A 24,016-nucleotide genomic window follows, 5' to 3' on the forward strand; every position below is an offset into this window, starting at 1 on the left:
CAGGACTCGTCAAGGGCTATTTCGAGAAATATCGAAATAGCAAGTCAGACGACCCGCTTGCCGCCGGCATCGACGACAACCTCGCCGTCCTCCTTGGTGAACGGGCCGATGTCTGGATTGGGCAGGATATCGAGCACCCTTTCGGATGGCCGGGCCAGCACGACGCCGAGCGGGCTCACCACGATCGGCCGGTTGATCAGGATCGGATGCGCCAGCATGAAATCGAGGATCTCGTCGTCGCTCCATTTGGGGTCGCCAAGGCCGAGCTCCGCATAGGGCGTGCCCTTCTCGCGCAGCAGCGCGCGCGGCGTCATCCCCATTGCCGCGATCAGCTCGACAAGCTTTTCGCGCGACGGCGGGTTCTTCAGATACTCGATCACCTCCGGCTCCTCGCCGGACTGGCGGATGATCGCCAGCGTGTTGCGCGACGTGCCGCAGGCCGGGTTGTGATAGATGGTGATGGTCATTGCGGGGCCCTCTCGCTGGATGCGGCGTGGCGGACGGCACTCCCCCGCTCGTACCAGCCTTTGCTTCGGTTCACGATCCACACCACGGAAAGCATGACGGGAACCTCGATCAGCACGCCTACCACGGTTGCGAGCGCAGCACCGGAGTTCAGCCCGAAAAGCGCGATCGCCGCCGCGACCGCCAATTCGAAGAAGTTGGACGCGCCGATCAAAGCCGATGGTCCGGCCACGCAATGCCGCTCGCCGGACAGCCGGTTGAGCATATAGGCAAGACCGGAGTTGAAATAGACCTGGATCAGGATCGGTACCGCCAGCAGCGCTATCACCAACGGCTGGGCGATGATCTGCTCGCCCTGGAAGCCGAACAGCAGCACCAGCGTCGCCAGCAGGGCAATCAGTGACAAGGGCTGCATGGCAGCCAGCAGCGCATCGAGCCCGCCCTGCCCCTTGGCCGCCAGCAGGCGCCGGCGGATCAGTTGAGCGACGACCACCGGCAGGATGATGTAAAGGGCAACCGACAGCACCAGCGTGCCCCATGGCACGGTGATCGCCGACAGTCCAAGCAGCAGCCCGACGATGGGCGCGAAGGCAACGATCATGATCGCGTCGTTGAGCGCCACCTGCGACAGCGTGAAGTTCGGCTCGCCGCGCGTAAGGTTGGACCAGACGAACACCATGGCCGTGCACGGTGCGGCTGCGAGAATGATCAGTCCGGCTATGTAGGAATCGATTTGCGCGGCTGGCAACCAGGACCGGAACAGCCAGCCGATGAAGAGCCAGCCCAGCAGCGCCATGGAAAACGGCTTCACCGCCCAGTTTATGAACAGAGTGACCCCGATCCCGCGCCAATAGGTGCCGACACTGGCCAGCGAGGCGAAATCGACACGTAGCAGCATCGGCACGATCATCAGCCAGATCAGCACCGCGACGGGAATGTTGACCTTGGCGATCTCGGCGGACGCGATGGCGCCGAACGCACCCGGGAGCGAATGGCCGAGGACAACACCGGCGACGATGCACAGGGCCACCCACACCGTGAGGTATTTTTCGACGAAGCCGATGCTCGGCTGCGCCGTTTCGCCGGCATTCAGGATGTGATCCGACATCGCTATTCCTCCTGGGCCGGCCGGCCTTGGCCAGGCTTCCGCCGATCTCGTCCAGCCGCTTCCGCGGGGCGAACCGACCACCTCAACATTTGCAGGTCACGGCCTGGATGATCGGCTGGCAAAGCTCCGGCGCGCCATTGCAGCAATCCTCCATCAGATAGGCCAAGAGATCGCGAAACCCGGTCATGTCGGCCGTGTAGCGGATGCTGCGGCCCTCGCGTTCGGCATGCACCAGCCCGGCCTGGCCGAGGATTTTCAGATGCGCCGACATGGTGTTCTGCACAGTGCCCAGTCGCGTCGCGATCTCGCCTGCCGGCACCCCCTCGGCCCCGGCCCGAACCAACAGCCGGAACACCTCCAGCCTTGTTTCCTGACCGAGCGCGGCGAGCGCCAGCAATGATGTTGTCTTGTCCATGAATCCATATATCCGGATTTATGGATTAATAGCAACCGACGATGACGTTGATATGACAGCCAAGGCTCACGCCTTGCGCTGGGGCGCGGTCGAGCGTGGTTCGCTGAGATGCGGGCGCCAGCCATGCACGCGGTCCCGTCCGGCGGCCTTGGCGCCGTAGAGCGCCTCGTCGGCGCGCCGAAGGAGATCGGCGATCTCGATATCAGCGCTGCCGTCGAACGTGCCGACCCCGATGCTGACGGTGACAACGCCCTTTTCGCTGCCGGCATGCGCGAGCCCGAGGTCGCGCACCTTGGCCCGCAGCGTTTCGGCGATGACGAAGGCGCCCCTTGCGTCGGTTTCCGGCAGGACGAGCGCGAACTCCTCGCCGCCATAGCGGGCCGCCGCGTCGGCCGGCCGCCGCGCCGTCGCCTCGATGCAGCGGCTGACGGCGCGCAGGCATTCATCGCCCGCCGGATGGCCATAGTGGTCGTTGAAGCGCTTGAACCAGTCGACATCGATGATGAGCAGGCTGACCGGCGCCATGGTGCGCCGGCCGCGGCCGAATTCGCGCGCCAGCGCTTCGTCGAAGGCCCGCCGCGTCAACAGTTCGGTCAGCCCGTCGCGGTGCGCCAGAAGGTTCAGCTTCTCGTTGGCCGCCAGCAACTCGGCCTCGACCTGCTTGGCCTCGGTGATGTCGGAAAACACACTCAGGCTGCCGCCATCGCCAGTCGGCCGGGTCCGCACGTCGAGCCAGCGGCCGTCGGCGAACCGGACCTGGCGATGGTTGGCAACCGTCTGCATGGCCATGATGTCGGCGATCCACTCCTCGACCGCATCGGGCGGCGTGACGCTTTCGCCGCGCGCCGCCGAGGCGCGCAGAATATCGCGGTAGTCGGCGCCGGGCACCCTTATGTCGGCCGTTTTCGGAAACAGGGCGCGGTATTGGGCGTTGCACAGCACCAGCCTGCCGTCCGGGTCGAACATCACCAGCCCGTCCGCCATATGCGTCAGCGCGTCTCCCAGCCTGGCCTGGCTTTCCGCCAGTTCGGTCTCCAGCCGCTTGCGCAGGGTGATGTCGCGATTGTGCGTGATCAGGCCGATAACCGCCCCGGCCTTGTCGCGGAACGGCGCTTTCAGCGTCGCCAGCCAGGCATCGGTGCCATCCTCATGATGCAAGCGCTGCTCGATGGTGGAGGAGACGCCGGATGCCAGCACCGCAAGCTCGTCCTCGCGGAATTCCCGCGCCGTTTCAGGCGGATAGAAGTCGAAATCCGTCTTGCCGATGAGTGCCTTGGTATCAGCCGCCTGCATCAACTCGGCCGTTGCGGGATTGGCGGCGATGAACCGCCCATCGAGGTCCTTGACGTTGAGGCAGTCGGGCAAGGTCTCGACCACCGCCTTGAAGATGCGCCTCGACCGAAGCGCCTCGATGCGCCGCCGCTCCTGGTAGATCGCCAGCCCCGACATCGCCACGGAGACAAAGATGAGCAGGCTGGACGGGAACACCACCTTGGGCAGAACCGTCTCGATGACGGACCGCGGCAGGACGCTGAAGCCAAGCAGCGATCCGCCCGCGGCGGCGACGCCCAGGATCATGATATCGCCCATGCCGGGCGAACGGCCCCTGAGCGCAAGATTGCCGACGATGCCGACCAGCATGGTGACCGCGATGCCGACCGCGCCGGCAAAGGCGCCGACACCGCCCTCGAAGGTCCGGTAGGCGCCGGCCATGACCCCCGCGACGATACCGGCGACAGGACCACCGAAGAAGCCGGCAACGGCAATCATCGTCGCCCTGAGATCGACCAGGACGCCCGGCTGCAACTGCATGGGCGTCAGCATCAGGATGATGGCGCCGGCGCCCATCAGCAGGCCGAAGGCCGTGGCCTTTACAGCGGCCGGCCTGCGGTCCAGCCACACATGCGTGTGGATCCAGACCGAAACGAACATCGCAACGACCGCGAGATTGGCCAGCAATTCGGACCAGGGCGAACCCATGGCTGGTCCTTTCCTTATACCGGGCTTTCGCCGGATCGGCTCTTCGATAGGCCCTCAATGACAACAAAGTGTTACATCAGGCATTTGACCTTTGGTCGAAAGAGACCGTGGCGGGCAAATTCCGGCGGCTTGCATCGAACGTTGCGGCAGAAGCATGTCAGCGCTCCCCGCGATAGCGGTGCTACGACATTCGCGGTTTCATGCGGGCAAGAAGAATCTTGGCCAGCGCGGGGTAGTTTTCATCGAAGTGATGTCCGCCCTTCATTTTCAGCGTCTGGATCCCCGCAAGCAAGGGATCGGTGCAGGCCGTGTCATCCTCGTCCTCGCCATAGACGCACAGCAGCCGGTCGCGCGGAATTGTGGCGATCGCCGGTGCGACGACATGGTCGCCTCCACCGCCGAGCCAGCTACCAACGGTCACCTGGAAGGTAATCGTCTTTTGGGTGGCCAGGAGGCCGACAAACCGGATGCGATCCTTTATCCGCTTCGGCAGCAAGGTCCAGGCGAACGGAAAGACATCGGCGCCAAATGAATAACCATAGACCGCAACGGGCATTTTGCCCGAGGGATCAGCGCGGTCGATCATGGATACGGTATCGTTTGCGATTTGTCGTGGTGTGCGTTCCGCCCAGAAGTAGCGAAGCGAATCGATGCCCACCACATGAACGCCGTGTTTGCTCATCTCATCGCCGATCACCTTGTCGAGGTCGCGCCAGCCGCCGTCGCCTGAAAAGAACAGCACAAGGGAATCTGGCTTCGAACTGGCGGGGATATCGATGGTCGGCAGGTCATTTGACGATGCATCGCTGGCGGCGATCGAAACCACGGCTTCAACCGCCGCGTCGAGGCGGCCGGACACGCTATCGACAACAACCGCCTTTGCCCGCATCGCATTGTCGGACGATTGCGTGGAAATACCCGCAAGCGGTGCGGCCGAAACCAGTGTCGCGGGTGAGGGCAAGTCCGCGTCGAGGGCATAGTTGAAGCCGCCCGCCGGATCCGGCGTCGGTGCGGCGCCGCCCGGGCATGTTGGCAGCGGCGTAACCAGGCTGCGCGTCGGCTCGAGCGCGACGGCGCCGGCCAGTGTCGTCACCGGTGCATCGGCCAACGCTGCATATGCGAGCGTGCCTCCTTCGCCGATACCCGCCACCACCGGATGAAAATAGCTGGTGCCGCCGGTGGCGCGGATGGCCGCCTTGGAAAGCGCCTCCAGATCGGACCCGAGATACATGCACTCGCCACCGGCCGCGCTCAGCCTCTTGCGATATTTTTCGAGGTCGACCGGCAGCACGATCAAGCCCTTGTCGACCAGGGCGGCCGCCAGATCGACGTCACGCTGACCAATGCCGCCTTTTTGCGAGAACAGGATGACCAGCCCCACCGGATCCTGTTGCGGCAGCTGAACGGGAACATCGACCAGACGCTCGGCGGAAACGCGGATCTGGCGCGGGACGGCCCGTGTCCGGTTGAAATGCAGCGCCAGGCCAAGGCCGGCAGCGACGACCAGAGCCGCCAGAACCAAGCTCGCGCGGCTCTTCGTCATCTGCGCGAAATACGCAATCATTTCCGAACGAGTTCCATCGGACCGCCGCCGATCAGAGTGGTGACATCGAACAAGGATCGTATGGTGTCCAGTCCGGGCGGGCATATGAAATAATGCGGGGTCCAGACGGGATCGAACTTGTCCTTGAAAGCCTTGAGCCCGTCGAAACGATAAAAGGTCTGGCCACGCCGGTAGAGAAAGGACCCGAACCGGTTCCACCGGGAAGCCAGCCGGCCCGCGGACAATCCCGAAAGCGGTGCCGCGCCCAGATTGAACCAGCGATAACCCTGCGACTTGCCATGAAGAAGCAGTTTGGTCAGCAACGCGTCCATGACGATCTTGGGCGAGTCAGGCGCATGGCGCATCAGGTCGACGGTCAGTTCGCTTTTGTCGGCGCTGCCCCACAAATTGGCGAAAGCGATGATGCGGCCCTGCCAACGAATGACGGCCATGTCAAATCTGCTGACATAGTCGTCTTCGAAATAGCCCAACGAAAAACCCTTCTCGGAGCTCGCCTTCATCTGGAGCCAGGCATCCGACACCTCTCGCAATTGGCCAAGAAGCGGTCTCACATTGGCGGCTTCGACGATCTCGAAAACCAGACCATCCTTCTCGGCGCGTCGATTGGCGTAGCGCAGCGGCTGGCGGCGTGGGCCGTCGAGGTTGAAAGCCGCCAAGTCGACGCGCGCGACCTCGCCGAGCTTCAGCGCGACGAGGCCCATGTCCAGGTACATGGGCAATTGGTCAGGTTGCACACCGTAAAAGGCCGTACGGACCGCGCAACGGTCGGCGAGGTCGTGAAAGGCCCAGGCGAGCTTGCTGTCGCCCGCGACAGGCCCGATCGGCCCGCCGAGCGCGATAAGGCTGCCGCCCGAGCGCGCATACATGATGAAGCCCCGGCCGTCCGGCGACATCAGGAATTGCTTGTCGCCGAGCATTGCCAGAGCCGCATGGGTCACGTTCGAGGCGGCGACGATCGCGCTGACGGCCGTAGGGATTTCGGCGCGCTGTTTGCGGTCGATGGCTTTTCGATTGATGGCCGTGTGAAGCGCCGCCGCTGCCGTAACGATCAGGATCACGATGCTGGCGCGCAGGAAGCGCGGAGCGTCGCCGTCGACGGCGAATTGCCAGAACAGTTGATTGGAATAGTCTATGTCGCGATAGCTGAAGAACCCAAGCCAGATCGAGATGGCGACGATGCTGATGACGCTGGCGAGCCAGCCCCATGACAGCGTTCCGATCCCCTCGATCGGGCGGCGATAGAAAGCCTTGCGGAAGCTGATCAGGACTGTCGACAGGATCAGGAGGACGCTCGCATCCTCCCAATTCAGACCCTTGCCGATCGAAAAGGCGGCCCCCAGGACGAACAGAATGAGCGAGGCCGCCCATGCCTGCTGAAGCCGCCGCGCCAGCCCCCGCGCAAGGATCAACATTGCAATGCCGGCGAAGCTGGCCGCCAGGTGCGAGACCTCTATGAATGGCAGCGGCAGCAGGTCGGACAGGAGGTCGAGGCGTTCGGCAGCACCTGGAATGGAACTCGAAAACAACAGCATTATCCCGCCCAGGAAGGTCGCGCCGGCGGCAAGCGGCGGGATGAGAGGCTCCAGGACGCGGCCTGCGTAGAGCACCCGCTGCGACACTTCGGCGTGCCGCGCGTAGATCTCGAACGACAGGACACCGATGGCGGCAACCAGAAAGGGCAAAAGCGTATAGATGATACGGAAGGCAAGAAGAGCTGCGATAGCATCCGGATTGTTGCCCAGGCCAAGGCCGGCGATCATCGATGCCTCGAAGGCGCCGAGACCGCCTGGAGCGTGGCTGGCGATGCCGATGATGGTCGCCACGACAAAGACAAGCGCAAAGACAGCTGGACCGGTGGTGACCGTCTCAGGCATCAACACGTAGAGCGTTCCGGCGGCGGCGCAGACGTCGACCAGGCCGGCCACGATCTGTGTCAGCGCGCCGCGTGAATTGGGCAATTTGATGGAAAACTTTCCCATCGTCAGCGTGCGTTCGCCGCGCGACAGCCACCCGACCAGCAGACCAACCGAAAGCATCAGTGCGATGCCGAGCGTCAAGCCCAGGCGAGGATCAAGCTGGTCGACAAACGGTGTACGAGCCGGGTCAAGGACCAGGGCAAGAGCGATCATCACGGTGAAAGCGAACCAGATCGCTAGCCACGAGGTGGCGATGATGCGGCCGATATCGGACAAGGCGATGCCTTCGCCGGCATAGATGCGATAGCGCAGCATCCCGCCTGTCAGCAGCGAAAAGCCCAGCGCATTGGAGATGGCGTAGCCCGCGGCACCGACGCATGCCGACAACAGCTTTGGGACGCGGCCTGGCGCGATCGTCTCCACAGCCACGACGTCGTAAAAGGCGACAGCGGCAAAACTCAAAAGTGTAAGCGCAAGTGCGACCAGGAGGTGCTTGCCGGGGATGCTTCGCGCCGATTGCAGGACATGGTCGAGCGAAAGGTCATTCAAGAACCGCTGCAGCACCACCACGGTGATTGCCGCTATGGCCACGCCCGCGACGGGCATGGCAAAATGCTGGTAGCGCCCCCAGAAGCCGAACATCTGCAAGCGCGCATCCCGTGCGGTCATCGGATCGGCTGTGGGATCCAGAGCGCTCGGATTGGGGAATTCAGGCTTCGGAATCATACTGTTCAAAAAGTCCTCGGTCTTGTCGGAGCTCGCGGGGCTCACGATAAGGGTTTTCAAGATTGATGCTCGCTGGGGCCGGACGTTTGCAGGCAAGGCCCGCCTTCGGCAGCGAGACTCCCGTATCCTTCATCCCGAAAGCCCATGGCTCAACGGGCGCTTCCCAGCTTCCTCGCCTAACGTTCTTGTCGCTTTTGTGTCCCTAAGCGCCGGCTGCAATACAGATGACGGCGTTCGCCGGGGCATTTACAGCACGACGACGACAGCACTACGACGAATGAACGACGGTATAGGTCGTCTCAATGGGGGGAGGAACAGCGGACCGTGCGGCCGGGGCTCTTCGAGTGAAGCGAGAAACGACATCGCCATGACGGTGTTGCCGACGAAGCCTCCGCATGGTCGCAACAAGCGCAACGATCGGTATCGCGACGATTGCAAGCGCCACGCTCAGAACCGGCACGAACACAATTCGAAAGGTTTTCGCGATCCTGTTCATTGAAACGACTCCATTCCCCCGAAACAATGGAGATTTGAAATTTCCCCCGCATTGCCGCTGGCATAAATATCCGTAAGGTCCCTTCGACAGGTCGGGCACGAAAATATGAGAAAGGCTCGCTTTCCTTCATCACCGCTTCGGTTCGACGAGGCAAGCATGCGACAGGCGAATCACCGGGCAAGACAGCCGTCACACCCGGCGCCACGATGCCCGCCCGTCACCCCCAGCGCATCGTGCCGACAAAGTCGATGAAGGCGCGCAGCGGTGCCGGCGTGAGGCGGCGGCCGGGATAGTAGAGGAACGGCCCGGAAAATTCCTGCCACCAGGGCTCCAGCACCGGCTCCAGCCGGCCATCGTCGAAATAGGGCCGCAGCCAGTCCTCGAACAGCGAGACGATGCCGCCGCCGGCAACCGACACCTCGAGCGCAAGGGCCATTGCCGTGCCGGTGCTGACCAGCAGCGGGCCGGTCGGTTCGACGCTCACCACCTCGCCGTCGCGTTCGAATTCCCAGGCCGGCGTCAGGCCGCTGGCGAAGCGGCCGCGCAGGCAGGCATGGTCGAGCAGGTCGCGCGGGTGCTCGGGCCGGCCGCGCCTGTCGAGATAGGCCGGTGCGGCTCCGGTGGCGAAGCGCTGCCGGCGCGGGCCGATCGGCACGGCGATCATGTCCTGCTCCAGCCGCTCGTCATAGCGGATGCCGGCGTCGCAGCCGCTCGCCAGTATGTCGATGAAACTGTCCTCGGCTGTCACTTCCATGCGGATCTCGGGATAGGCGGCGAGGAACGGCGGCAAGAGGCGCGGCAGCACCAGTTTCGCCGCGACGACAGGCACGTTGAGCCGCAGCGTGCCGGCCGGGCGTCCGCGAAAGCCATTGACCACGTCGAGCGCCGCCTCGACCTCGCCGAGCGCGGGACCGAGCCGCTCGAGCAGCCGGGCCCCGGCCTCGGTGGGCGCCACGCTGCGCGTGGTGCGGTTGAACAGCCGCACGCCGAGCCCGTTCTCCAGCCGCCGCACCGTTTCGCTGAGGCTGGAGGCGCTGACGCCGCCCACCCGCGCCGCTTCGCGAAAGCCGCCGGCGCGCGCCACCGCCATGAACGCCTGGAGGTCGCCGAGATCCGTCGCCATTGTTCGCCTTTCCGCACAGGGTGTGCCGATTGCACCATATTATCGTGCAGGCGCGCTTTGTCTACATTAGGCCGATCCAAAGGAGATGAGACCCATGACCGACATCAGCAAGGCCGGAACCTTCAAACTCGGCGACCGCACCGTGAAGCGCCTCGGCTACGGCGCCATGCAACTGGCGGGACCGGGCGTCTTCGGTCCGCCGAAAGACCATGGCGGCGCCCTCGCCGTGCTGCGCGAGGCGATCGCCAGCGGCGTCGACCACATCGACACATCGGATTTCTATGGCCCGCACGTCACCAACCAGATCATCCGCGAGGCGCTGCATCCCTACCCCGCCAACCTCACCATCGTCACCAAGATCAGTGCCCGGCGCGGCGCCGACGCATCGTGGCTCCCCGCAATGTCGCCGCCGGAGCTGACCCAGGCCGTGCATGACAATCTGCGCAATCTTGGCCTGGACGTGATCGAGGTCGTGAACCTGCGCTCCATGCATGGCATCCATGGCCCCGCCGAAGGATCGCTCGAGCCGCAATTGAACACGCTCGCCGAATTGCAGCGCAAGGGCCTGGTGCGCCATATCGGCATGAGCAACGTCACCCGCGCTCAGATCGCTCAGGGGCGCGGCATCGCCGACATCGTCTGCGTGCAGAACCAGTACAACATCGCGCATCGCGAGGATGACGCGCTGATCGACAAGCTGGCCGCCGACGGCATCGCCTATGTGCCCTTCTTCCCGCTTGGCGGCTTCACGCCGCTGCAGTCGGACACGCTGGCCAATGTCGCCCGCAAACTTGGCGCGACCCCCATGCAGGTGGCGCTCGCCTGGCTGCTGCAGCGCTCGCCCAACATCCTGCTCATCCCCGGCACTTCGTCGGTCGGCCATCTCCGTGAGAACCTTGCGGCGGCCGAACTCGACCTGCCTCGCGAGGCGATCGATGTGCTGAACGGGATCGGCGGCGAAGCCGAGCAAGCGGCATAAGGCGGTTCCTGCTGCCGGTCGGCAGCCTACCGGCTGCCGATCTTGGCGATCCTTGTCAGCGGATCGCAATAGATGCCGTAGAGCGTCTGCAGGATTCGCTCGACCTCCACCGATGCCAACCGGTAGTAAACCTGCTGGGCGTCGCGCCTCGTGTCCACGAGCTTGAGCGCGCGCAACTTTGAAAGCTGCTGCGACAGCGCCGACTGGTTCATCGCAACCAGTTCGGCCAGTTCGTTCACGCTCGTCTCGCCGTCCAGCAGATGGCACAGGATCATCAGCCGTTTTTCATTTGCCATCGCGGCGAGCAGTTCGGACGCTTCGCGCGCCTGCTTGTCCAGTTCGGCTAATTTTATGTTGCGCATATGAACACATTATCATATTAAGAGTTACAAATAATACTAGCCTGACGCTGGCGCCTGTCAAGCCGATGGATCGATGCGCTGGAGAGTCACGCCAGCGCGCTTGTTTGATCCGCATCAAGTCGCGGCCGGCCACAACGGCGCAGGATCAGCTAATGCCGTTCCCTACGTGGGAACCGCAATGTCGGCGTTGCGCCAAAGGCCACGCCGCGAAGGAGGAAGAGCATGGCGCATGTTGTCGTCCTTGGTGCCGGACTGGGGGGCACGATCATGGCCTATGAGCTTCGCGACGAACTGGCCGGGGAACACAAGGTCTCCGTAATCAACAATGGCAGCCACTATTCATTCGTGCCATCCAACCCCTGGGTCGCCGTGGGCTGGCGCGACAGGCAGGCGGTCGAGATCGACCTTGCTCCGGTGCTCGCCCGGCGCAACATCGGTTTTCATCCGCAAGGAGCAAGGCGCGTCCACCCGGCCGAACGCACGGTGGAACTCAACGACGGCTCATCCGTCTCCTATGACTATCTGGTGATCGCCACCGGCCCCGAACTCGCTTTCGACGAGATCGAAGGCCTCGGGCCGGAGCACAACACCCAGTCGGTCTGCCACATCGACCACGCACTCAAGACCAGGGAGGCCTTCGACGCGCTTGTCGCAAGGCCGGGTCCGGTCGTCATCGGCGCGGTCCAGGGCGCGTCCTGCTTCGGGCCCGCCTACGAATTCACCTTCATTCTCGACAAGGCGTTGCGCGACGCCAGGGTGCGCGACCGCGTGCCCATGACCTTCGTCACCTCGGAACCCTATATCGGCCATCTCGGCCTCGACGGCGTCGGCGACACCAAGGGCCTGCTCGAGAGCGAGATGCGCCAGCATCACATCAAGTGGATCTGCAACGCCAGGGTCGACAAGGTCGAGCCCGGCAAGATGTTCGTCCAGGAAATCGCCGACGATGGGTCGGTCAGGCAGGCGCATGAATTGCCGCACGCCTTTGCGATGATGCTGCCGGCCTTCCGTGGCGTGGCGGCGGTGCGCGGCATCGAGGGCCTCACCAATCCGCGCGGCTTCATCGTCGTCGACAAGCACCAGCGCAACGCGGCCTTCCCCGAAATATTCGCGGTCGGCGTTTGCGTCGCCATCCCGCCGATCGGCAAGACACCTGTACCGGTAGGCGTGCCCAAGACCGGCTTCATGATCGAATCCATGGTCACGGCGACGGCGCGCAACATAGGCCGGCTGGTGAAGGGCGAGGAGCCCGATGCCCAGGGCACGTGGAATGCGGTCTGCCTCGCCGATTTCGGCGATTCCGGCGTCGCCTTCGTGGCGCAGCCGCAGATCCCGCCGCGCAACGTCAACTGGTCGTCCTCCGGCAAATGGGTGCACACCGCCAAGGTCGGCTTCGAGAAGTATTTCCTGCACAAGATCAGGACCGGCAAATCCGAGCCCTTCTACGAGCGCCTCGCACTGCAGGCGCTGGGCATCGACAAGCTCAAGCAGATCAAGGTCGAGGCGGCGCCGGATGTACCGGTTGCCTGACCGGGGCAAGCCACCGCGGCTGGCCCTCGGGCGGACGGCGGCTGGCGGCCCAAACGAAGGCCCGCAACCGCCGGCGGAAAAGTCGGCGCCACTCCTTGCGGCCAATTATAACATTCATATATTTGCATATGATCATATACAAATGGAGATGACGATGTCCCTTGACCGTTCCGTTCTCGCTTTCGCCGGCACCATGGTGCTTTTGTCCGTGGTGCTTACCGCCTTTGTCTCGCCGCTGTTTGTCTGGCTGACGGTCTTCGTCGGCTTGAACATGCTGCAATCGGCGTTCACCGGCTTCTGTCCGGCGGCGATGGTCTTCCGCAAGCTCGGCGTCAAGCCGGGATGCGCATTCTAAGGATGACCCGCATGCGCATGCCCCTTTTGGTCGCCGTGTTGCTGGCGACCTCTCCAGCGCTTGCCGGCACGCTGACGCTGGCGCCGACGACCGTGACCGAATGGAAGGCGGTCTATGGCCGTGTCGAGGCGCGCGACACCGTTCCGGCGCGCGCCCGCATCGGCGGGCTGATCGTCGACCTGGCCGTCACCGAGGGTGAAGCGGTCAAGGCGGGACAGAAGATCGCCACCGTTCAGGACGACAAGATCGCCTTCCAGGTCGCGGCGCTGGACGCCCAGTTGCGCGCGCTGCGGGCACAGCTGGACACCGCGCAATCCGAACTCGCGCGCGGCCAGACGCTGGTCGACAAGGGTGTCATGACGGCGCAGCGTCTTGACCAGCTGCGCACCGAGGTCGACGTCGCGCGCAACCAGCTTGCCGCGACCCAGGCCCAGCGTTCGGTGATCGTGCAGCAGGGCGCCGAAGGCGATGTCTTTGCTCCCGGCGATGGCCGCGTGCTGACCGTGCCGGTGACGCGCGGCGCCGTCATCATGGCTGGTGAAGTGGTCGCCACCATCGGTGGCGGCGGCGTGTTCCTGCGGCTGGCCGTTCCGGAGCGTTACGCGGCGTCGTTGAAGCAGGGAGCCGCCATCCGCATCAATGCCGGCGGCAAGGGAGCCGCCGGCCGCCTCGCCAAGATCTATCCGCAGATCGACAATGGCCGCGTCATCGCCGACGTCGAGGTCGACAATCTCGATACCAATTTCATCGATGCCCGTGTCCTGGTCGAGCTGCCGGTCGCCGAGCGCTCCGCGCTGCTGGTGCCGGCGTCGGCGATCGCAACCCGCTCGGGCATCGACTTCGTCCGCGTCACCGCCGGCGGCACACAGGCCGAACGGGCGGTGGTCGCCGGCGAGCGGACCAGGCGCGCCGACGGCGACTATGTCGAGATCCTGACAGGCCTCGCGGCCGGCGATGTCGTGATCACGCCATGAAGGGTCCTGCCTCGTTCGGTATCGCCGGCGCGCTGACGCGGGCTTTCATCGCCTCGCCGCTGACGCCGCTGTTCCTGGTCGCCGCATTCGCCTTCGGGCTGGTGGCGCTGCTCACGCTGCCGCGCGAGGAGGAACCGCAGATCTCGGTGCCGATGGTCGACATCTTCGTGCGCGCCGACGGGCTGAAGGCCGACGATGCCGTCAAGCTGATCACCGAGCCGCTGGAGACGATCGTCAAGGGCATCGACGGCGTCGAGCATGTCTATTCGCAGACGCGCGACGACCAGGTGATGGTCACCGCCCGCTTCGTCGTCGGTACCTCGTCCGACGCCGCCGTGCTGCGCGTCCACGACAAGGTGCGCGCCAACATGGACCGCATTCCCGTCGGCGTGCCCGAGCCGCTGATCGTTGGCCGCGGCATCGACGACGTCGCCATCGTCACGCTGACACTGTCGCCGAAGGCGGAGGCGGCCGCGCGCATGACGCCGAACGACCTGACCCGCATCGCGCGCGAACTTCGCACCGAGATCGCCAAGATCGACAATGTCGGCCTGACCTACCTGGTCGGCGACACCGGTGAGATCATCCGCGTCGATCCGAACCCCGAAAAGCTCGCCCTTTACGGCGTCACCTTGCAGCAGCTTGCCGCCAAGGTGTCGGGCGCCAACAAGGCCTTTCCGGCCGGACGCGTGCGCGACCGGGGCGAGCAGATCGACATCGTCGCCGGCGAAACGCTGGCCTCGCCGGACCAGATCGGCAACCTGCTCCTGACCTCGCGCGACAACCGCCCCGTCTATGTTCGCGACGTCGCCGACGTCGCCTTCGCCACCGACACCGGTGATGCGCTGGTGTCCACGGTCACCAGGGCTGGCGCCGGCGTGGAGCGCGTGCCGTCGGTCACGCTCGCCATCGCCAAGCGCGCCGGATCGAACGCCGTCGCGGTCGCCGACGCCATCCTGCACCGGGTCGCCCTGCTCCAGGGCGGACTGATCCCTGGCGATATGGCGATCGACGTGACGCGCAACTACGGCGAGACCGCCAACGACAAGGCCAATGAGCTCCTCTACCATCTCGGCCTGGCGACGATCTCGATCATCGTGCTGGTCTGGGTCGCCATCGGCCGCCGCGAAGCCATGGTCGTGGCCGTCGTCATCCCGGTGACCATCCTGCTCACGCTGTTTGCCTCGCGCGTCATGGGCTACACGCTGAACCGCGTCTCGCTGTTCGCGCTGATCTTTTCCATCGGCATCCTCGTCGACGACGCCATCGTGGTGATCGAGAACATCTCGCGGCACTGGGCCATGGGCGGCGGACGCGACCGCCGGCAGGCAGCGATCGAGGCGGTGGCCGAAGTCGGCAACCCCACCATCGTCGCCACCTTGACCGTGGTCGCCGCACTGCTGCCGATGCTGTTCGTCTCGGGAATGATGGGGCCTTACATGAGCCCGATCCCGGCCAACGCCTCGGCGGCGATGATCTTCTCCTTCTTCGTCGCGGTGACGGTGACGCCGTGGCTGATGCTCAAACTCGCCGGACGGGCGCCGGCACATGCCCATCGGGATCATGGCAATGGCGGCCCGCTCGGCCGCGCCTACACCGCCGTCGCCCGGCCGATCCTGGCCTCGAAGAAGGCGAGCTGGGCCTTCCTGCTTGTCGTCGGCCTGCTGACGCTCGGCTCGCTCGCGCTGTTCTACACCGACCATGTCACGGTCAAGCTCCTGCCCTTCGACAACAAGTCCGAATTGTCGGTCACCATCGACCTGCCGGAAGGATCTTCCGTCGAGGCGACCGATGCGGTTGCACAGGCCGTCGCCGCCAGGGTTCTCGAGCTGAAGGAGGTCCGGTCGGTGCAGACACATGCCGCAACGGCGGCGCCCTTCAATTTCAACGGCCTCGTGCGCCATGCCGTCCTGCGCACCGAGCCGCGGCAGGGAGACGTAGCGCTCAACCTGCTGCCGAAAACGAACCGTACCCGGTCCAGCCACGAGATCGCGCTCGACGTGCGCCAGCGCATCGCCACGATCCCGGTGCCGCAAGGCACCAGCCTGAAGGTGGTCGAGCCGCCGCCCGGTCCGCCCGTGATGGCAACGCTGCTGGCGGAGGTCTATGGACCCGACGGCGACACGCGCCGCAAGGTCGCCGAAAAGATCGAAACGGCATTCCGTTCCGTGCCCTTCATCGTCGACGTCGACAATTCCTGGGGACAGCCGGCACGCCGGCTGCGCGCCACGATTTCCACCGACGATGCTGAGTTCTTCCATGTCGAGGAAAGCGACGTCTTCGACACGCTCGCCATCCTCAATGGCGGCAAGACCGTCGGCTATTCGCATCGCGGCGGTGGCCGCCAGCCGATCCCGATCCGCATCGAGCGGCCGAAGGGTGAAAGGACGCTCGACGAGCGCTTCCTGACCACGCCCATCCCGGCCAATGTCCTGCCCGGCGGCCGCGGCGTGGTGGAACTCGGAGATGTCGTGCGGGTAACGCCGGAGCGCGCCTCGTTCCCGGTGTTCAGGCACAACGGCCGCGCCGCCGAAATGGTGACAGCCGAGCTTGCCGGCAGCTTCGAGGCGCCACTTTACGGCATGCTCGCCGTCAGCAAGGCCATCGACGCGCAGGACTGGACCGGACTGCAAAAGCCCGCGATCTCGCTGCATGGCCAGCCGGAAGATGAAAGCCGGCCAACGCTCTTGTGGGACGGCGAATGGGAAGTCACCTGGGTGACCTTCCGCGACATGGGCGCGGCCTTCGGCGTCGCCCTGCTCGGCATCTACATCCTGGTCGTCGCCCAGTTCGGCTCGTTCAAGGTGCCGCTGGTGATCCTGACGCCGATCCCGCTGACCTTCATCGGCATCCTCGGCGGACACTGGCTGTTCGGAGCGCCGTTCACCGCCACCTCGATGATCGGCTTCATCGCGCTGGCCGGCATCATCGTGCGCAATTCGATCCTGCTGGTCGACTTCATCCGTCACGCCGCGTCGCCCGACAGGCCGTTGCGCGAGGTACTTATCGAGGCCGGCGCGATCCGGTTCAAGCCGATCCTGCTGACAGCACTTGCCGCCATGATCGGCGCGGCGGTGATCCTGACCGACCCGATCTTCCAGGGGCTGGCGATTTCGCTGCTGTTCGGCCTGGCCTCCTCGACGCTGCTGACGGTGCTGGTCATCCCCGCGATCTACCGGGTGCTGCGCACGTAAAAAGGGTCAGGGCGACCTGATTCTGACCTGGATCAACTTCAGCTTCCTGCAAAGAGGCTAGAAACACCGGAACGGCGCCCGCCAGGCGGGCTGCAAAGCAGGTGGCACCATGTTCGAATACAGCATTGAAGCCAGACGGACCGATGCGCGAGGCAGCGTGGCCACGACCAAGAACGCCGCGCTTGTTCTCGACACCTGTCTCGAGGGCCGGGCCGATGCCTTCAATCCGGCCGAACTGCTTCTGGCGGCCGTTGGCGCCTGCATGATCAAGGGCATCGAGCGCGTCACCCCGATGCTCGGTTTCAAGCTGCGCGGCGTCAGGGTCGCGTTGCATGCCGTTCGGCGCGACAGCCCGCCGGGGATTGCCTCCATCGACTATGAGCTTGTCGTCGACACCGATGAAACCGACCAGCGGCTGGAGCTGCTGCACAAGAACGTCCGCAAATACGGCACGATTTCCAATACAGTCGCCGTCGCCACGAAACTCGAAGGCACGATCCGGAGAAAAGCATGAGCCGCCTGCATGTCGAAAACCATTTGGTGTCACGCATCGGCTGGCTGCGCGCCGCCGTGCTGGGGGCCAATGACGGGATCGTCTCGACCGCCAGCCTGATCGTCGGCGTGGCGTCGGCCGCGGCACCGACTTCGCAGGTTCTGGTCGCCGGCATAGCCGGCCTGGTGGCGGGCGCCATGTCGATGGCGGCTGGCGAGTATGTCTCGGTCAGCTCCCAGTCGGACACCGAGAATGCCGACCTCGCCCGCGAACGCGAGGAACTCAGGTCCCAGCCCGAATTCGAGCGCGAGGAACTGGCGCAGATCTACGTCAAGCGCGGGCTGGAGGCAGGCCTGGCGCGCCAGGTCGCCGAGCAGCTGATGACCAGGGATGCTCTGGCCGCGCATGCCCATGACGAACTCGGCATTTCCGAAATGACCACGGCGCGGCCGATCCAGGCGGCGCTGACCTCGGCGGCGACCTTCAGCGTGGGCGCGGCCATGCCACTGCTCATGGTGCTGGTGTCGCCCGCCTCCATGCTGGTGCTGGCGGTCTCGGTGGCGTCCCTGCTTTTCCTCGCCTTGCTGGGCGCCATCGGCGCCAGGGCGGGCGGAGCCAACATCCTTCGAGCAACGCTGCGCGTCACCTTCTGGGGTGCCTTCGCCATGGCGCTCACCGCCGGCATCGGCGCGCTGGTCGGCACGGCGGTGTAGACGCCCGACAGTCGAGGCCCGCATCGATGCGTGGGTGGTTGAGGCGATGCCATTGAGCCATAAGGTCAACTTCAGACAACGTCCTTCACCTTGATGTCGACGCCAATCTCGCCTTTACCGACATCAAAGCGCGTCACGCAATCGTTCAATCAGGCGTCGAGGACCAGACAACGGATGCTCGAGCAATGGAGGCATCTGCGAATCCGGAATGACTTTAGGTAGCGGCGGGCCGGGGCAGCCGTCCTGAACCTTGGTCCAGGACGAAGCATTGAGCACGGTGTCGCAGCGCGCCAGGTGCGCGCCGCCGGCCACGACGAGGCAGGCAAAACCGCCGCCCGGGATGAACTGGCCGTTGGCCCGGCAGACCGATGCAGCCGGAGCGGGCCCCGGCGCCGGATCGCCCCCCGGGCAATGGTCGAGGACCTGTTTCCAGGACAGGATATTGAGGTTCACCTCGCAGCGGGCCAGGTGGCTCGCCCCGCCGACCCTCAGGCAGGCATATTGCCCGGGTTCAAGCCGCCCGATGTTAGCCATGCATACCGCATCGGCCCACGCCGGCACCGTCATACCGGCAAGTAGCACGGCGGCAGGAAATACGGCGCTCGTCAACTTGTTGGATCCATCGCTGATGCTGGCTCTATCGCATTGTCCGATTGTGGCAACATGAGGTCCGCTTGCGATGCCCACATCACCCGTGCCATCTGTCCGATGCAACCGACCGACCCGGATCAGCATGGCATCAAGACCACCACCCACCGGCAGGCCGTCCAAAGCCGGCGTCAGCCTGAACCGCGCGCTCTCCAAGCTCGGCCTGTGCTCGCGCACGCAGGCCGAGGTGCTGATCGCCGCGGGCCGCGTGCGCGTCGGCGGAAAGGTGGTGCGCGATGCCTCGCTGCGCGTCGACCTCGGCCGCGACCGCATCGTCGTCGATGGCGAGCATGTGGTCGCCGAGCGCAAGGTCTATGTCATGCTCAACAAGCCGCGCGGGCTGGTCACCACCCGCGACGACCCGCAGCAGCGCGACACCGTCTATGCCTGCCTGGAAGGGCTCGATTTGCCTTTCGTCTCGCCGGTCGGCCGCCTCGACAAGGCGAGCGAAGGCCTGCTGCTGATGACCAACGACACGCATTTCGCCAACCAGCTGATGGACCCGGGCTCGCACCTGCCCAAGACCTACCACGTCCAGATCGGCGCGGTGCCCGATGAAGCGATGCTGGACAAACTTCGCGCGGGCGTCACCGTCGACGGCGAGACCCTGACGGCCAATTCGATCGCGCTTTTGCGCAGCGGCGGCCGCACCGCCTGGCTGGAGATCGTGCTCGATGAAGGCCGCAACCGCCACATACGCCGGTTGCTCGCCGCGCACGGCATCGAGGTCAAGCGCCTTATCCGCATCGCCATCGGCCGGCTGCCGCTGGGCGACCTCGCCAAGGGCGCGGCGCGGCATCTGACGCCGGAGGAACTGGCGCTTCTGGCGGGCTGAGCGGCGAGGTCGCGAAGCGCTATTCGACGTCGATGCTCACGACCGTCTTATGGGCATTTCCCATATAGGTATGGGTCGAAAACGTGACCTCGTCATGCCCCTTGAACCCAGGATTCGACCGGTAGAGCCCCTTGATGCCATCGACCTTGTGCGTGTTGCATTTCCAGCGCTCGTTCGATTTGGGGAAACCGGAATAGAGCTTTGCGTGCACAAGCCTGACCTTGCCGTGGCTTGGGCCGGCGATGACCCTGACATCGTTGGCGCCCGCGCTCGAACAATCCTCATTGAGGCTCACATCCCTGAGGATATAGATCTCCTGTCCGGACAGCGCCGTCTTTCGATAGCTCTCCGTCCCCGCGGCCGCGGGCCAGGCCGCCAATCCCAGAACCGTCAATGCGGCGACGAAGCCTGCGGTTTTACGCACCATCTTTCAGCGATCTCCCTGGCTGCATGAAGTCTCCTCCCGGCCGAGAGGCGGGCGGTTGCGGCACCGCCGCTACTCGACCTTGATGTTGGCGACAAATCTGAAGGCATTGCCCTCATAGGTGTGGACCGAGAACGTGACCTGGTCCCACCCCGTGAAACCGGGTTTCGACCGGTAAAGCGCCTTGACGCCATCCGCCATGCGGGCATTGCATTTTGAACGCTCGTTCGATTTGGCATAAGACGGATGCACCTTGCCGTGAACGAGTTTTACATCTCCATGGCTCGGGCCGGAGACCACTCGCACGTCATCCTTGCCGGCGCTGGAACAGTCCGGGTTCAGGGTCGTACCGCCGAAGACATAGATCTCCTGACCCGAAAGCGCGGTCTTCTGGTAGGTGGACGAGTGGGTGTAGGCAGCCGCGGGGAAGGCCGCAAATCCCAGAAGCGCAAGCCCCGCAATGACACTTGTCGTACGGAAAACCATGTCACCCCCTCAGCCGATGAATTCTCCACCGACGACGCTATGATGACGCCAAGCAAACGGCCAATCACGGAAGCAGTACGTCCAATCAATTCTTGATTATCAGAATAGAGCCCTGATACGACGCTGATGCATTTTGGTTTTTACAATAAATCTGCCCTGGCGCCTCCGACGGACGAACAGCGTCGCACCGGCCAGGCCGGAAGCGGCCTGGGCCGTTCAGTGCGCATGTGCAATCGGACAGGCCGGGCGATCAATCAAGCCTTGTTGGTGATCCACATGCTTGGCGCGCCGACCACGCCGGCGCTCGCCATCGCCTCTTTCAATTTTGGGTTTTTGATGAAGGCCTGCGCCTCGGCGACACTGGCGAAATCATGCGTCACGGTGACGTCGTTGGGGTTGTCCGCCGCCTGATAGACGGTCTCGGCTTTCACGCCACCGGCCTTTTGCACCGGCGCGAACCCGTCATAGACTTTGCGCCAGGCCTTGTAGTCGGACACGGTATGTCTCACGAACAAAGTCGTCATCATCCATTCCTCCCAGTTACCGTTGCGCCCAAGAGATCGACGATGGGCCGTCCAGTTTATCGCCCCAATCGGGCCCCTGGCAAACCCGCGAACGAATGAGAGCCGCCCGACAGGCGCCCGCAAAAGATTTTTTACCGTCGCACCGATGATTTCCACCCGCCTCGACTGTCCTGATCATCAGGCGCCGGAATTGTCCGGGCCGGAAAAGCGAGGTGATCCATGGGATCGTTGCAAGGTCAAGATGTCGTCGTGGTCGGAGGCAGCCGGGGTGTCGGCCGCTCGATCGTGGAAGCTGCCCTGGGTGAAGGCGCGACCGTGCTCGCCGTCGCCCGCGGCGCGGAAGCCCTGAAGGAGCTTTCCTGGGAGGCGTCCGGGGTCAGGACGCTGGCCGCCGACGCCACGCACGACACCGTGCCCGAGAGGGTGTTCGCCGCGCTGGAGCCGGACGTGCTGGTGATCTCGGCCGGCGCGTTTGCCCCGTCGGCCCCCATCCAGGACCAGAGCTGGGAAGACTTCTCGGCGAATTGGGAGACCGACGTCAGGGCCTCGTTCCTGTTCTGCAGGGCCGCCCTCCAGGGCCGGCTGAAGCCCAGCAGCCGCGTGGTGCTGATTTCCAGCGGCGCGGCGCTGAGCGGCGGCCCGCCGAACTCCGGCGGCTATTCCGGCGCCAAGCGCATGCAGATGATCCTTGCCGCCCACAGCCAGAAGGAAGCCGACCGGCTTGGCCTTGGCCTGCGCTTCATGGCGCTGGCGCCGATGCGCATCATGGCCGGCACCGGCGTCGGCGAGCGCGGCATAGCGGGCGTCTCCGCTTATCTCGGCATCAGCCCGGCCGATTTCCTGGCCAGCATGAGCGATGTGCAGACACCCGCCGATGTCGGGCGCGCGGTGGTCGCGATGGCTGGCGGCAAGATGCCGGGCACGGCCTTCACGGTGAGCGGCAGCGGCCTTGCCGCCGCCGCGTGAGGCGCGCAGGATGCCGGCCGCAATGAGCATGGCGGGTTCGACATGACAGACGCTCCCGGCGCTTCCGAGCCCCAGGATCGGATAGGCCGGCCGGTTCTCGACCGGCCGGCCTTCGAGCGCCTGGCGACGGCCCACCGGCGCGAACTCAAGCTCCACTGCTACCGGATGATGGGTTCGCTGCACGAGGCCGACGATCTCGTCCAGGAAACGTTCCTCAAGGCCTGGCGCGGCCGCATGCAATTCGACGGGCGCGGCTCGCCGCGCGGCTGGCTCTACACGATCGCCACCAACGCCTGCCTCAACGCCATAAAGGCACGATCGTCGGCGCACCGCGTTCTCGAAGAGCCCGCACGGCCGCCGACCGAAGGGCCCGCCGCCGCCGGGCCGGCCGCCGGGCTTTCCTGGCTGGAGCCCTACCCCGACGCCGAGTTGCCGGACCTTGTCGATGGCGAGCCCGGCCCGGACGCGCGCTACGAGACCGGCGAAGCCGTGCGGCTGGCCTTCGTCGCCGCCATCCAGCTGCTGCCGCCCCGGCAACGCGCGGCGCTTCTGCTGTGCGATGTGCTGGGCTGGTCGGCGCTGGAGACGGCGCAATTGCTGGGCGGCACGACCGCCTCGGTCAACAGCGCCCTGCAGCGGGCGCGGGCGACACTTGGCAAGCGTTATCCGCAGGGACGTCCCTTGCAGCGATCGCAACCCAACCCCGAAGAGGGCCGGCTGCTCGAACGCTATGTCAGGGCCTGGCGGGCCGCCAATCTCGACGGCTTCATCGAACTGCTGCGCGAGGACGCCACCTACCACATGCCGCCGTGGCACGACTGGTACCGGGGCCGCCCCGCGATCCACGATTTCTTCAAGACCGTCTGGGGCAATTTCACCGGCTACCGCGCCGTGGCCACGCGGGCTAACGGCCAGCCCGCCGTCGCGATCTATGCGCGGCGCCGCCAGGATCCGGAATGGCGCGCGCAATCGCTGCACGTCATCGAGCCGGCCCAAGGCGCCATCGCCTCGCTGACCGTCTATGTCGGCCCGCTCGGCGCCGGCTTGTTCGCCGCCTTCGGCCTGCCGCCGACATGGTCCGAACCGGAGGCGTGAAGCCCGCATCTCTCTCCTGACGGAAAGCTGGCAGGAGGCCTGGCCTATAGGGAGGCTGGGAGCCCGGCCGCGGCTTCGACGATCAAGGAGCCCTGCGATGAATTTCGTCTCTGTCCGCATCATCACATCCGACGTCCAGCGCCTCGTGCGCTTCTACGGCGAGATTACCGGCATGCCGGCGACGGTCTACACCGAGGACTTCGCCGAACTGGCGACGCCTTCCTGCACGCTGGCGATCGGCAGCACGCGCACCTTGATGCTGTTCGGCGGCGACATCGCCCGCCCCGCCGACAACCACACCGCCATCCTCGAATTCCGCGTCGGCGACGTCGATGCCGAATTCGCCAGGCTGTCCGACTTGATCAGGAACGTGACCGTGCAGCAGCCGACCACCATGCCCTGGGGCAACCGCTCGCTGCTGTTCCGCGACCCCGACGGCAACCTGGTGAACTTCTTCACGCCGGTGACGGCGGAAGCCATCCGCAAGTTCGACAAGTAGGAGGCGGGCCGTGCGGTTTGAGTTGGTTCAGCGCCCGGCATCTGGAATTAGCCGAAGCCACCCAACGCGTTCGTCATCAACTCTGAGAAATGGCGGCGTCCCTTAGTCTAGCATTTAGGGTAACGACGATCTTTCGCATGACGGCA

General features: G+C 64.9%; 23 protein-coding genes. 11 read left to right on the forward strand and 12 right to left on the reverse strand.

Going from position 1 to position 24,016, the window contains the following annotated elements; genetic code table 11:
- Window positions 1-44 precede the first annotated feature (44 nt).
- From arsC to AC07SZ_RS10320, 7 genes are all read right to left on the reverse strand, one after another.
- Entirely contained in the window at window positions 45-467 is a 423-nt protein-coding gene (gene arsC, locus AC07SZ_RS10290) for an arsenate reductase (glutaredoxin) (protein WP_494914133.1), read from the reverse strand.
- Entirely contained in the window at window positions 464-1,573 is a 1,110-nt protein-coding gene (gene arsB / locus AC07SZ_RS10295) for an ACR3 family arsenite efflux transporter (RefSeq protein WP_494914134.1), read from the reverse strand. The genes arsC and arsB overlap by 4 nt, the downstream gene beginning before the upstream one ends.
- Before the next feature lie 82 nt (window positions 1,574-1,655).
- Window positions 1,656-1,988 (reverse strand): ArsR/SmtB family transcription factor, encoded by a 333-nt coding sequence (locus AC07SZ_RS10300; protein WP_494914135.1) that lies wholly within the window; start codon window positions 1,986-1,988, stop codon window positions 1,656-1,658.
- Between the two features lie 66 nt (window positions 1,989-2,054).
- The gene (locus tag AC07SZ_RS10305; protein ID WP_494914136.1) at window positions 2,055-3,968 is read right to left on the reverse strand and encodes a diguanylate cyclase; all 1,914 of its coding nucleotides are present in this window, start codon (window positions 3,966-3,968) and stop codon (window positions 2,055-2,057) included.
- A 181-nt stretch (window positions 3,969-4,149) separates the two neighbouring features.
- The gene (locus AC07SZ_RS10310) at window positions 4,150-5,616 is read right to left on the reverse strand and encodes a virulence factor family protein (RefSeq protein WP_494914173.1); all 1,467 of its coding nucleotides are present in this window, start codon (window positions 5,614-5,616) and stop codon (window positions 4,150-4,152) included.
- Entirely contained in the window at window positions 5,529-8,117 is a 2,589-nt protein-coding gene (gene mprF, locus AC07SZ_RS10315) for a bifunctional lysylphosphatidylglycerol flippase/synthetase MprF (RefSeq protein ID WP_155772456.1), read from the reverse strand. The genes AC07SZ_RS10310 and mprF overlap by 88 nt, the downstream gene beginning before the upstream one ends.
- Before the next feature lie 770 nt (window positions 8,118-8,887).
- Window positions 8,888-9,793: a LysR family transcriptional regulator gene (locus AC07SZ_RS10320; protein ID WP_494914137.1), complete on the reverse strand. Its 906-nt coding sequence runs from the start codon at window positions 9,791-9,793 to the stop codon at window positions 8,888-8,890.
- A 94-nt stretch (window positions 9,794-9,887) separates the two neighbouring features.
- Here AC07SZ_RS10320 and AC07SZ_RS10325 point away from each other — a divergent pair, with 94 nt between their 5' ends.
- On the forward strand, window positions 9,888-10,772 hold the full coding sequence (locus AC07SZ_RS10325) for an aldo/keto reductase family oxidoreductase (protein WP_494914138.1): 885 nt from the start codon (window positions 9,888-9,890) through the stop codon (window positions 10,770-10,772).
- 26 nt (window positions 10,773-10,798) lie between these two features.
- Here the strand turns inward: AC07SZ_RS10325 and AC07SZ_RS10330 are convergent, their stop codons facing one another.
- On the reverse strand, window positions 10,799-11,134 hold the full coding sequence (locus tag AC07SZ_RS10330; RefSeq protein ID WP_494914139.1) for an ArsR/SmtB family transcription factor: 336 nt from the start codon (window positions 11,132-11,134) through the stop codon (window positions 10,799-10,801).
- A 222-nt stretch (window positions 11,135-11,356) separates the two neighbouring features.
- On the opposite strand from AC07SZ_RS10330, the gene AC07SZ_RS10335 reads away from it, so the two are divergent.
- The 6 genes from AC07SZ_RS10335 to AC07SZ_RS10360 all read left to right on the forward strand — a co-directional run bounded on the left by AC07SZ_RS10335 (window position 11,357) and on the right by AC07SZ_RS10360 (window position 18,393).
- Window positions 11,357-12,664: an NAD(P)/FAD-dependent oxidoreductase gene (locus AC07SZ_RS10335; protein WP_056571019.1), complete on the forward strand. Its 1,308-nt coding sequence runs from the start codon at window positions 11,357-11,359 to the stop codon at window positions 12,662-12,664.
- A gap of 154 nt (window positions 12,665-12,818) precedes the next feature.
- Window positions 12,819-13,019, forward strand: coding sequence for a YgaP family membrane protein (locus AC07SZ_RS10340; protein ID WP_140685429.1), 201 nt, complete (start codon window positions 12,819-12,821; stop codon window positions 13,017-13,019).
- Between the two features lie 11 nt (window positions 13,020-13,030).
- A complete protein-coding gene (locus AC07SZ_RS10345) occupies window positions 13,031-13,993 on the forward strand; it encodes an efflux RND transporter periplasmic adaptor subunit (protein WP_494914141.1) in 963 nt (320 codons plus the stop codon).
- Window positions 13,990-17,187: an efflux RND transporter permease subunit gene (locus AC07SZ_RS10350; protein WP_494914143.1), complete on the forward strand. Its 3,198-nt coding sequence runs from the start codon at window positions 13,990-13,992 to the stop codon at window positions 17,185-17,187. Before AC07SZ_RS10345 ends, AC07SZ_RS10350 begins: the two co-directional genes overlap by 4 nt.
- Window positions 17,188-17,296: 109 nt before the next feature.
- A complete protein-coding gene (locus AC07SZ_RS10355; RefSeq protein WP_056571014.1) occupies window positions 17,297-17,701 on the forward strand; it encodes an OsmC family protein in 405 nt (134 codons plus the stop codon).
- Complete coding sequence (locus tag AC07SZ_RS10360) at window positions 17,698-18,393, forward strand: VIT1/CCC1 transporter family protein (RefSeq protein ID WP_494914145.1); 696 nt, start codon at window positions 17,698-17,700, stop codon at window positions 18,391-18,393. The genes AC07SZ_RS10355 and AC07SZ_RS10360 overlap by 4 nt, the downstream gene beginning before the upstream one ends.
- 123 nt (window positions 18,394-18,516) lie before the next feature.
- Here the strand turns inward: AC07SZ_RS10360 and AC07SZ_RS10365 are convergent, their stop codons facing one another.
- Window positions 18,517-19,002, reverse strand: a complete 486-nt coding sequence (locus tag AC07SZ_RS10365) for a hypothetical protein (RefSeq protein ID WP_494914146.1) — start codon at window positions 19,000-19,002, stop codon at window positions 18,517-18,519.
- A gap of 124 nt (window positions 19,003-19,126) precedes the next feature.
- Between AC07SZ_RS10365 and AC07SZ_RS10370 the strand changes: the two genes are divergently transcribed.
- Entirely contained in the window at window positions 19,127-19,876 is a 750-nt protein-coding gene (locus tag AC07SZ_RS10370; protein ID WP_494914147.1) for a pseudouridine synthase, read from the forward strand.
- Window positions 19,877-19,895: 19 nt separating this feature from the next.
- Here AC07SZ_RS10370 and AC07SZ_RS10375 read toward each other — a convergent pair whose 3' ends face one another.
- The 3 genes from AC07SZ_RS10375 to AC07SZ_RS10385 form a co-directional block, all read right to left on the reverse strand.
- On the reverse strand, window positions 19,896-20,303 hold the full coding sequence (locus AC07SZ_RS10375) for a hypothetical protein (protein ID WP_056571005.1): 408 nt from the start codon (window positions 20,301-20,303) through the stop codon (window positions 19,896-19,898).
- 69 nt (window positions 20,304-20,372) lie between these two features.
- Entirely contained in the window at window positions 20,373-20,786 is a 414-nt protein-coding gene (locus AC07SZ_RS10380; protein ID WP_494914148.1) for a hypothetical protein, read from the reverse strand.
- A gap of 254 nt (window positions 20,787-21,040) precedes the next feature.
- Window positions 21,041-21,310: a hypothetical protein gene (locus AC07SZ_RS10385; RefSeq protein WP_056572063.1), complete on the reverse strand. Its 270-nt coding sequence runs from the start codon at window positions 21,308-21,310 to the stop codon at window positions 21,041-21,043.
- Window positions 21,311-21,529: 219 nt separating this feature from the next.
- Between AC07SZ_RS10385 and AC07SZ_RS10390 the strand changes: the two genes are divergently transcribed.
- The 3 genes from AC07SZ_RS10390 to AC07SZ_RS10400 all read left to right on the forward strand — a co-directional run bounded on the left by AC07SZ_RS10390 (window position 21,530) and on the right by AC07SZ_RS10400 (window position 23,870).
- Entirely contained in the window at window positions 21,530-22,276 is a 747-nt protein-coding gene (locus AC07SZ_RS10390) for an SDR family NAD(P)-dependent oxidoreductase (RefSeq protein ID WP_494914150.1), read from the forward strand.
- A gap of 42 nt (window positions 22,277-22,318) precedes the next feature.
- Window positions 22,319-23,371: a sigma-70 family RNA polymerase sigma factor gene (locus AC07SZ_RS10395; protein ID WP_494914151.1), complete on the forward strand. Its 1,053-nt coding sequence runs from the start codon at window positions 22,319-22,321 to the stop codon at window positions 23,369-23,371.
- 97 nt (window positions 23,372-23,468) lie between these two features.
- Window positions 23,469-23,870, forward strand: a complete 402-nt coding sequence (locus AC07SZ_RS10400) for a VOC family protein (protein ID WP_494914152.1) — start codon at window positions 23,469-23,471, stop codon at window positions 23,868-23,870.
- Window positions 23,871-24,016 lie beyond the last annotated feature (146 nt).

This window comes from Mesorhizobium sp. GW821-FHT07A06, assembly GCF_059419085.1.

What these genes read in the sequence shown, in the direction of transcription:
- arsC (WP_494914133.1), bottom strand. Translation starts at nt 467, where the DNA reads ATGACCATCACCATCTATCACAACCCGGCCTGCGGCACGTCGCGCAAC.
- arsB (WP_494914134.1), bottom strand. Translation starts at nt 1,573, where the DNA reads ATGTCGGATCACATCCTGAATGCCGGCGAAACGGCGCAGCCGAGCATC.
- AC07SZ_RS10300 (WP_494914135.1), bottom strand. Translation starts at nt 1,988, where the DNA reads ATGGACAAGACAACATCATTGCTGGCGCTCGCCGCGCTCGGTCAGGAA.
- AC07SZ_RS10305 (WP_494914136.1), bottom strand. Translation starts at nt 3,968, where the DNA reads ATGGGTTCGCCCTGGTCCGAATTGCTGGCCAATCTCGCGGTCGTTGCG.
- AC07SZ_RS10310 (WP_494914173.1), bottom strand. Translation starts at nt 5,616, where the DNA reads ATGCCCGCCCGGACTGGACACCATACGATCCTTGTTCGATGTCACCAC.
- mprF (WP_155772456.1), bottom strand. Translation starts at nt 8,117, where the DNA reads ATGACCGCACGGGATGCGCGCTTGCAGATGTTCGGCTTCTGGGGGCGC.
- AC07SZ_RS10320 (WP_494914137.1), bottom strand. Translation starts at nt 9,793, where the DNA reads ATGGCGACGGATCTCGGCGACCTCCAGGCGTTCATGGCGGTGGCGCGC.
- AC07SZ_RS10325 (WP_494914138.1), top strand. Translation starts at nt 9,888, where the DNA reads ATGACCGACATCAGCAAGGCCGGAACCTTCAAACTCGGCGACCGCACC.
- AC07SZ_RS10330 (WP_494914139.1), bottom strand. Translation starts at nt 11,134, where the DNA reads ATGCGCAACATAAAATTAGCCGAACTGGACAAGCAGGCGCGCGAAGCG.
- AC07SZ_RS10335 (WP_056571019.1), top strand. Translation starts at nt 11,357, where the DNA reads ATGGCGCATGTTGTCGTCCTTGGTGCCGGACTGGGGGGCACGATCATG.
- AC07SZ_RS10340 (WP_140685429.1), top strand. Translation starts at nt 12,819, where the DNA reads ATGTCCCTTGACCGTTCCGTTCTCGCTTTCGCCGGCACCATGGTGCTT.
- AC07SZ_RS10345 (WP_494914141.1), top strand. Translation starts at nt 13,031, where the DNA reads ATGCGCATGCCCCTTTTGGTCGCCGTGTTGCTGGCGACCTCTCCAGCG.
- AC07SZ_RS10350 (WP_494914143.1), top strand. Translation starts at nt 13,990, where the DNA reads ATGAAGGGTCCTGCCTCGTTCGGTATCGCCGGCGCGCTGACGCGGGCT.
- AC07SZ_RS10355 (WP_056571014.1), top strand. Translation starts at nt 17,297, where the DNA reads ATGTTCGAATACAGCATTGAAGCCAGACGGACCGATGCGCGAGGCAGC.
- AC07SZ_RS10360 (WP_494914145.1), top strand. Translation starts at nt 17,698, where the DNA reads ATGAGCCGCCTGCATGTCGAAAACCATTTGGTGTCACGCATCGGCTGG.
- AC07SZ_RS10370 (WP_494914147.1), top strand. Translation starts at nt 19,127, where the DNA reads ATGGCATCAAGACCACCACCCACCGGCAGGCCGTCCAAAGCCGGCGTC.
- AC07SZ_RS10375 (WP_056571005.1), bottom strand. Translation starts at nt 20,303, where the DNA reads ATGGTGCGTAAAACCGCAGGCTTCGTCGCCGCATTGACGGTTCTGGGA.
- AC07SZ_RS10380 (WP_494914148.1), bottom strand. Translation starts at nt 20,786, where the DNA reads ATGGTTTTCCGTACGACAAGTGTCATTGCGGGGCTTGCGCTTCTGGGA.
- AC07SZ_RS10385 (WP_056572063.1), bottom strand. Translation starts at nt 21,310, where the DNA reads ATGACGACTTTGTTCGTGAGACATACCGTGTCCGACTACAAGGCCTGG.
- AC07SZ_RS10390 (WP_494914150.1), top strand. Translation starts at nt 21,530, where the DNA reads ATGGGATCGTTGCAAGGTCAAGATGTCGTCGTGGTCGGAGGCAGCCGG.
- AC07SZ_RS10395 (WP_494914151.1), top strand. Translation starts at nt 22,319, where the DNA reads ATGACAGACGCTCCCGGCGCTTCCGAGCCCCAGGATCGGATAGGCCGG.
- AC07SZ_RS10400 (WP_494914152.1), top strand. Translation starts at nt 23,469, where the DNA reads ATGAATTTCGTCTCTGTCCGCATCATCACATCCGACGTCCAGCGCCTC.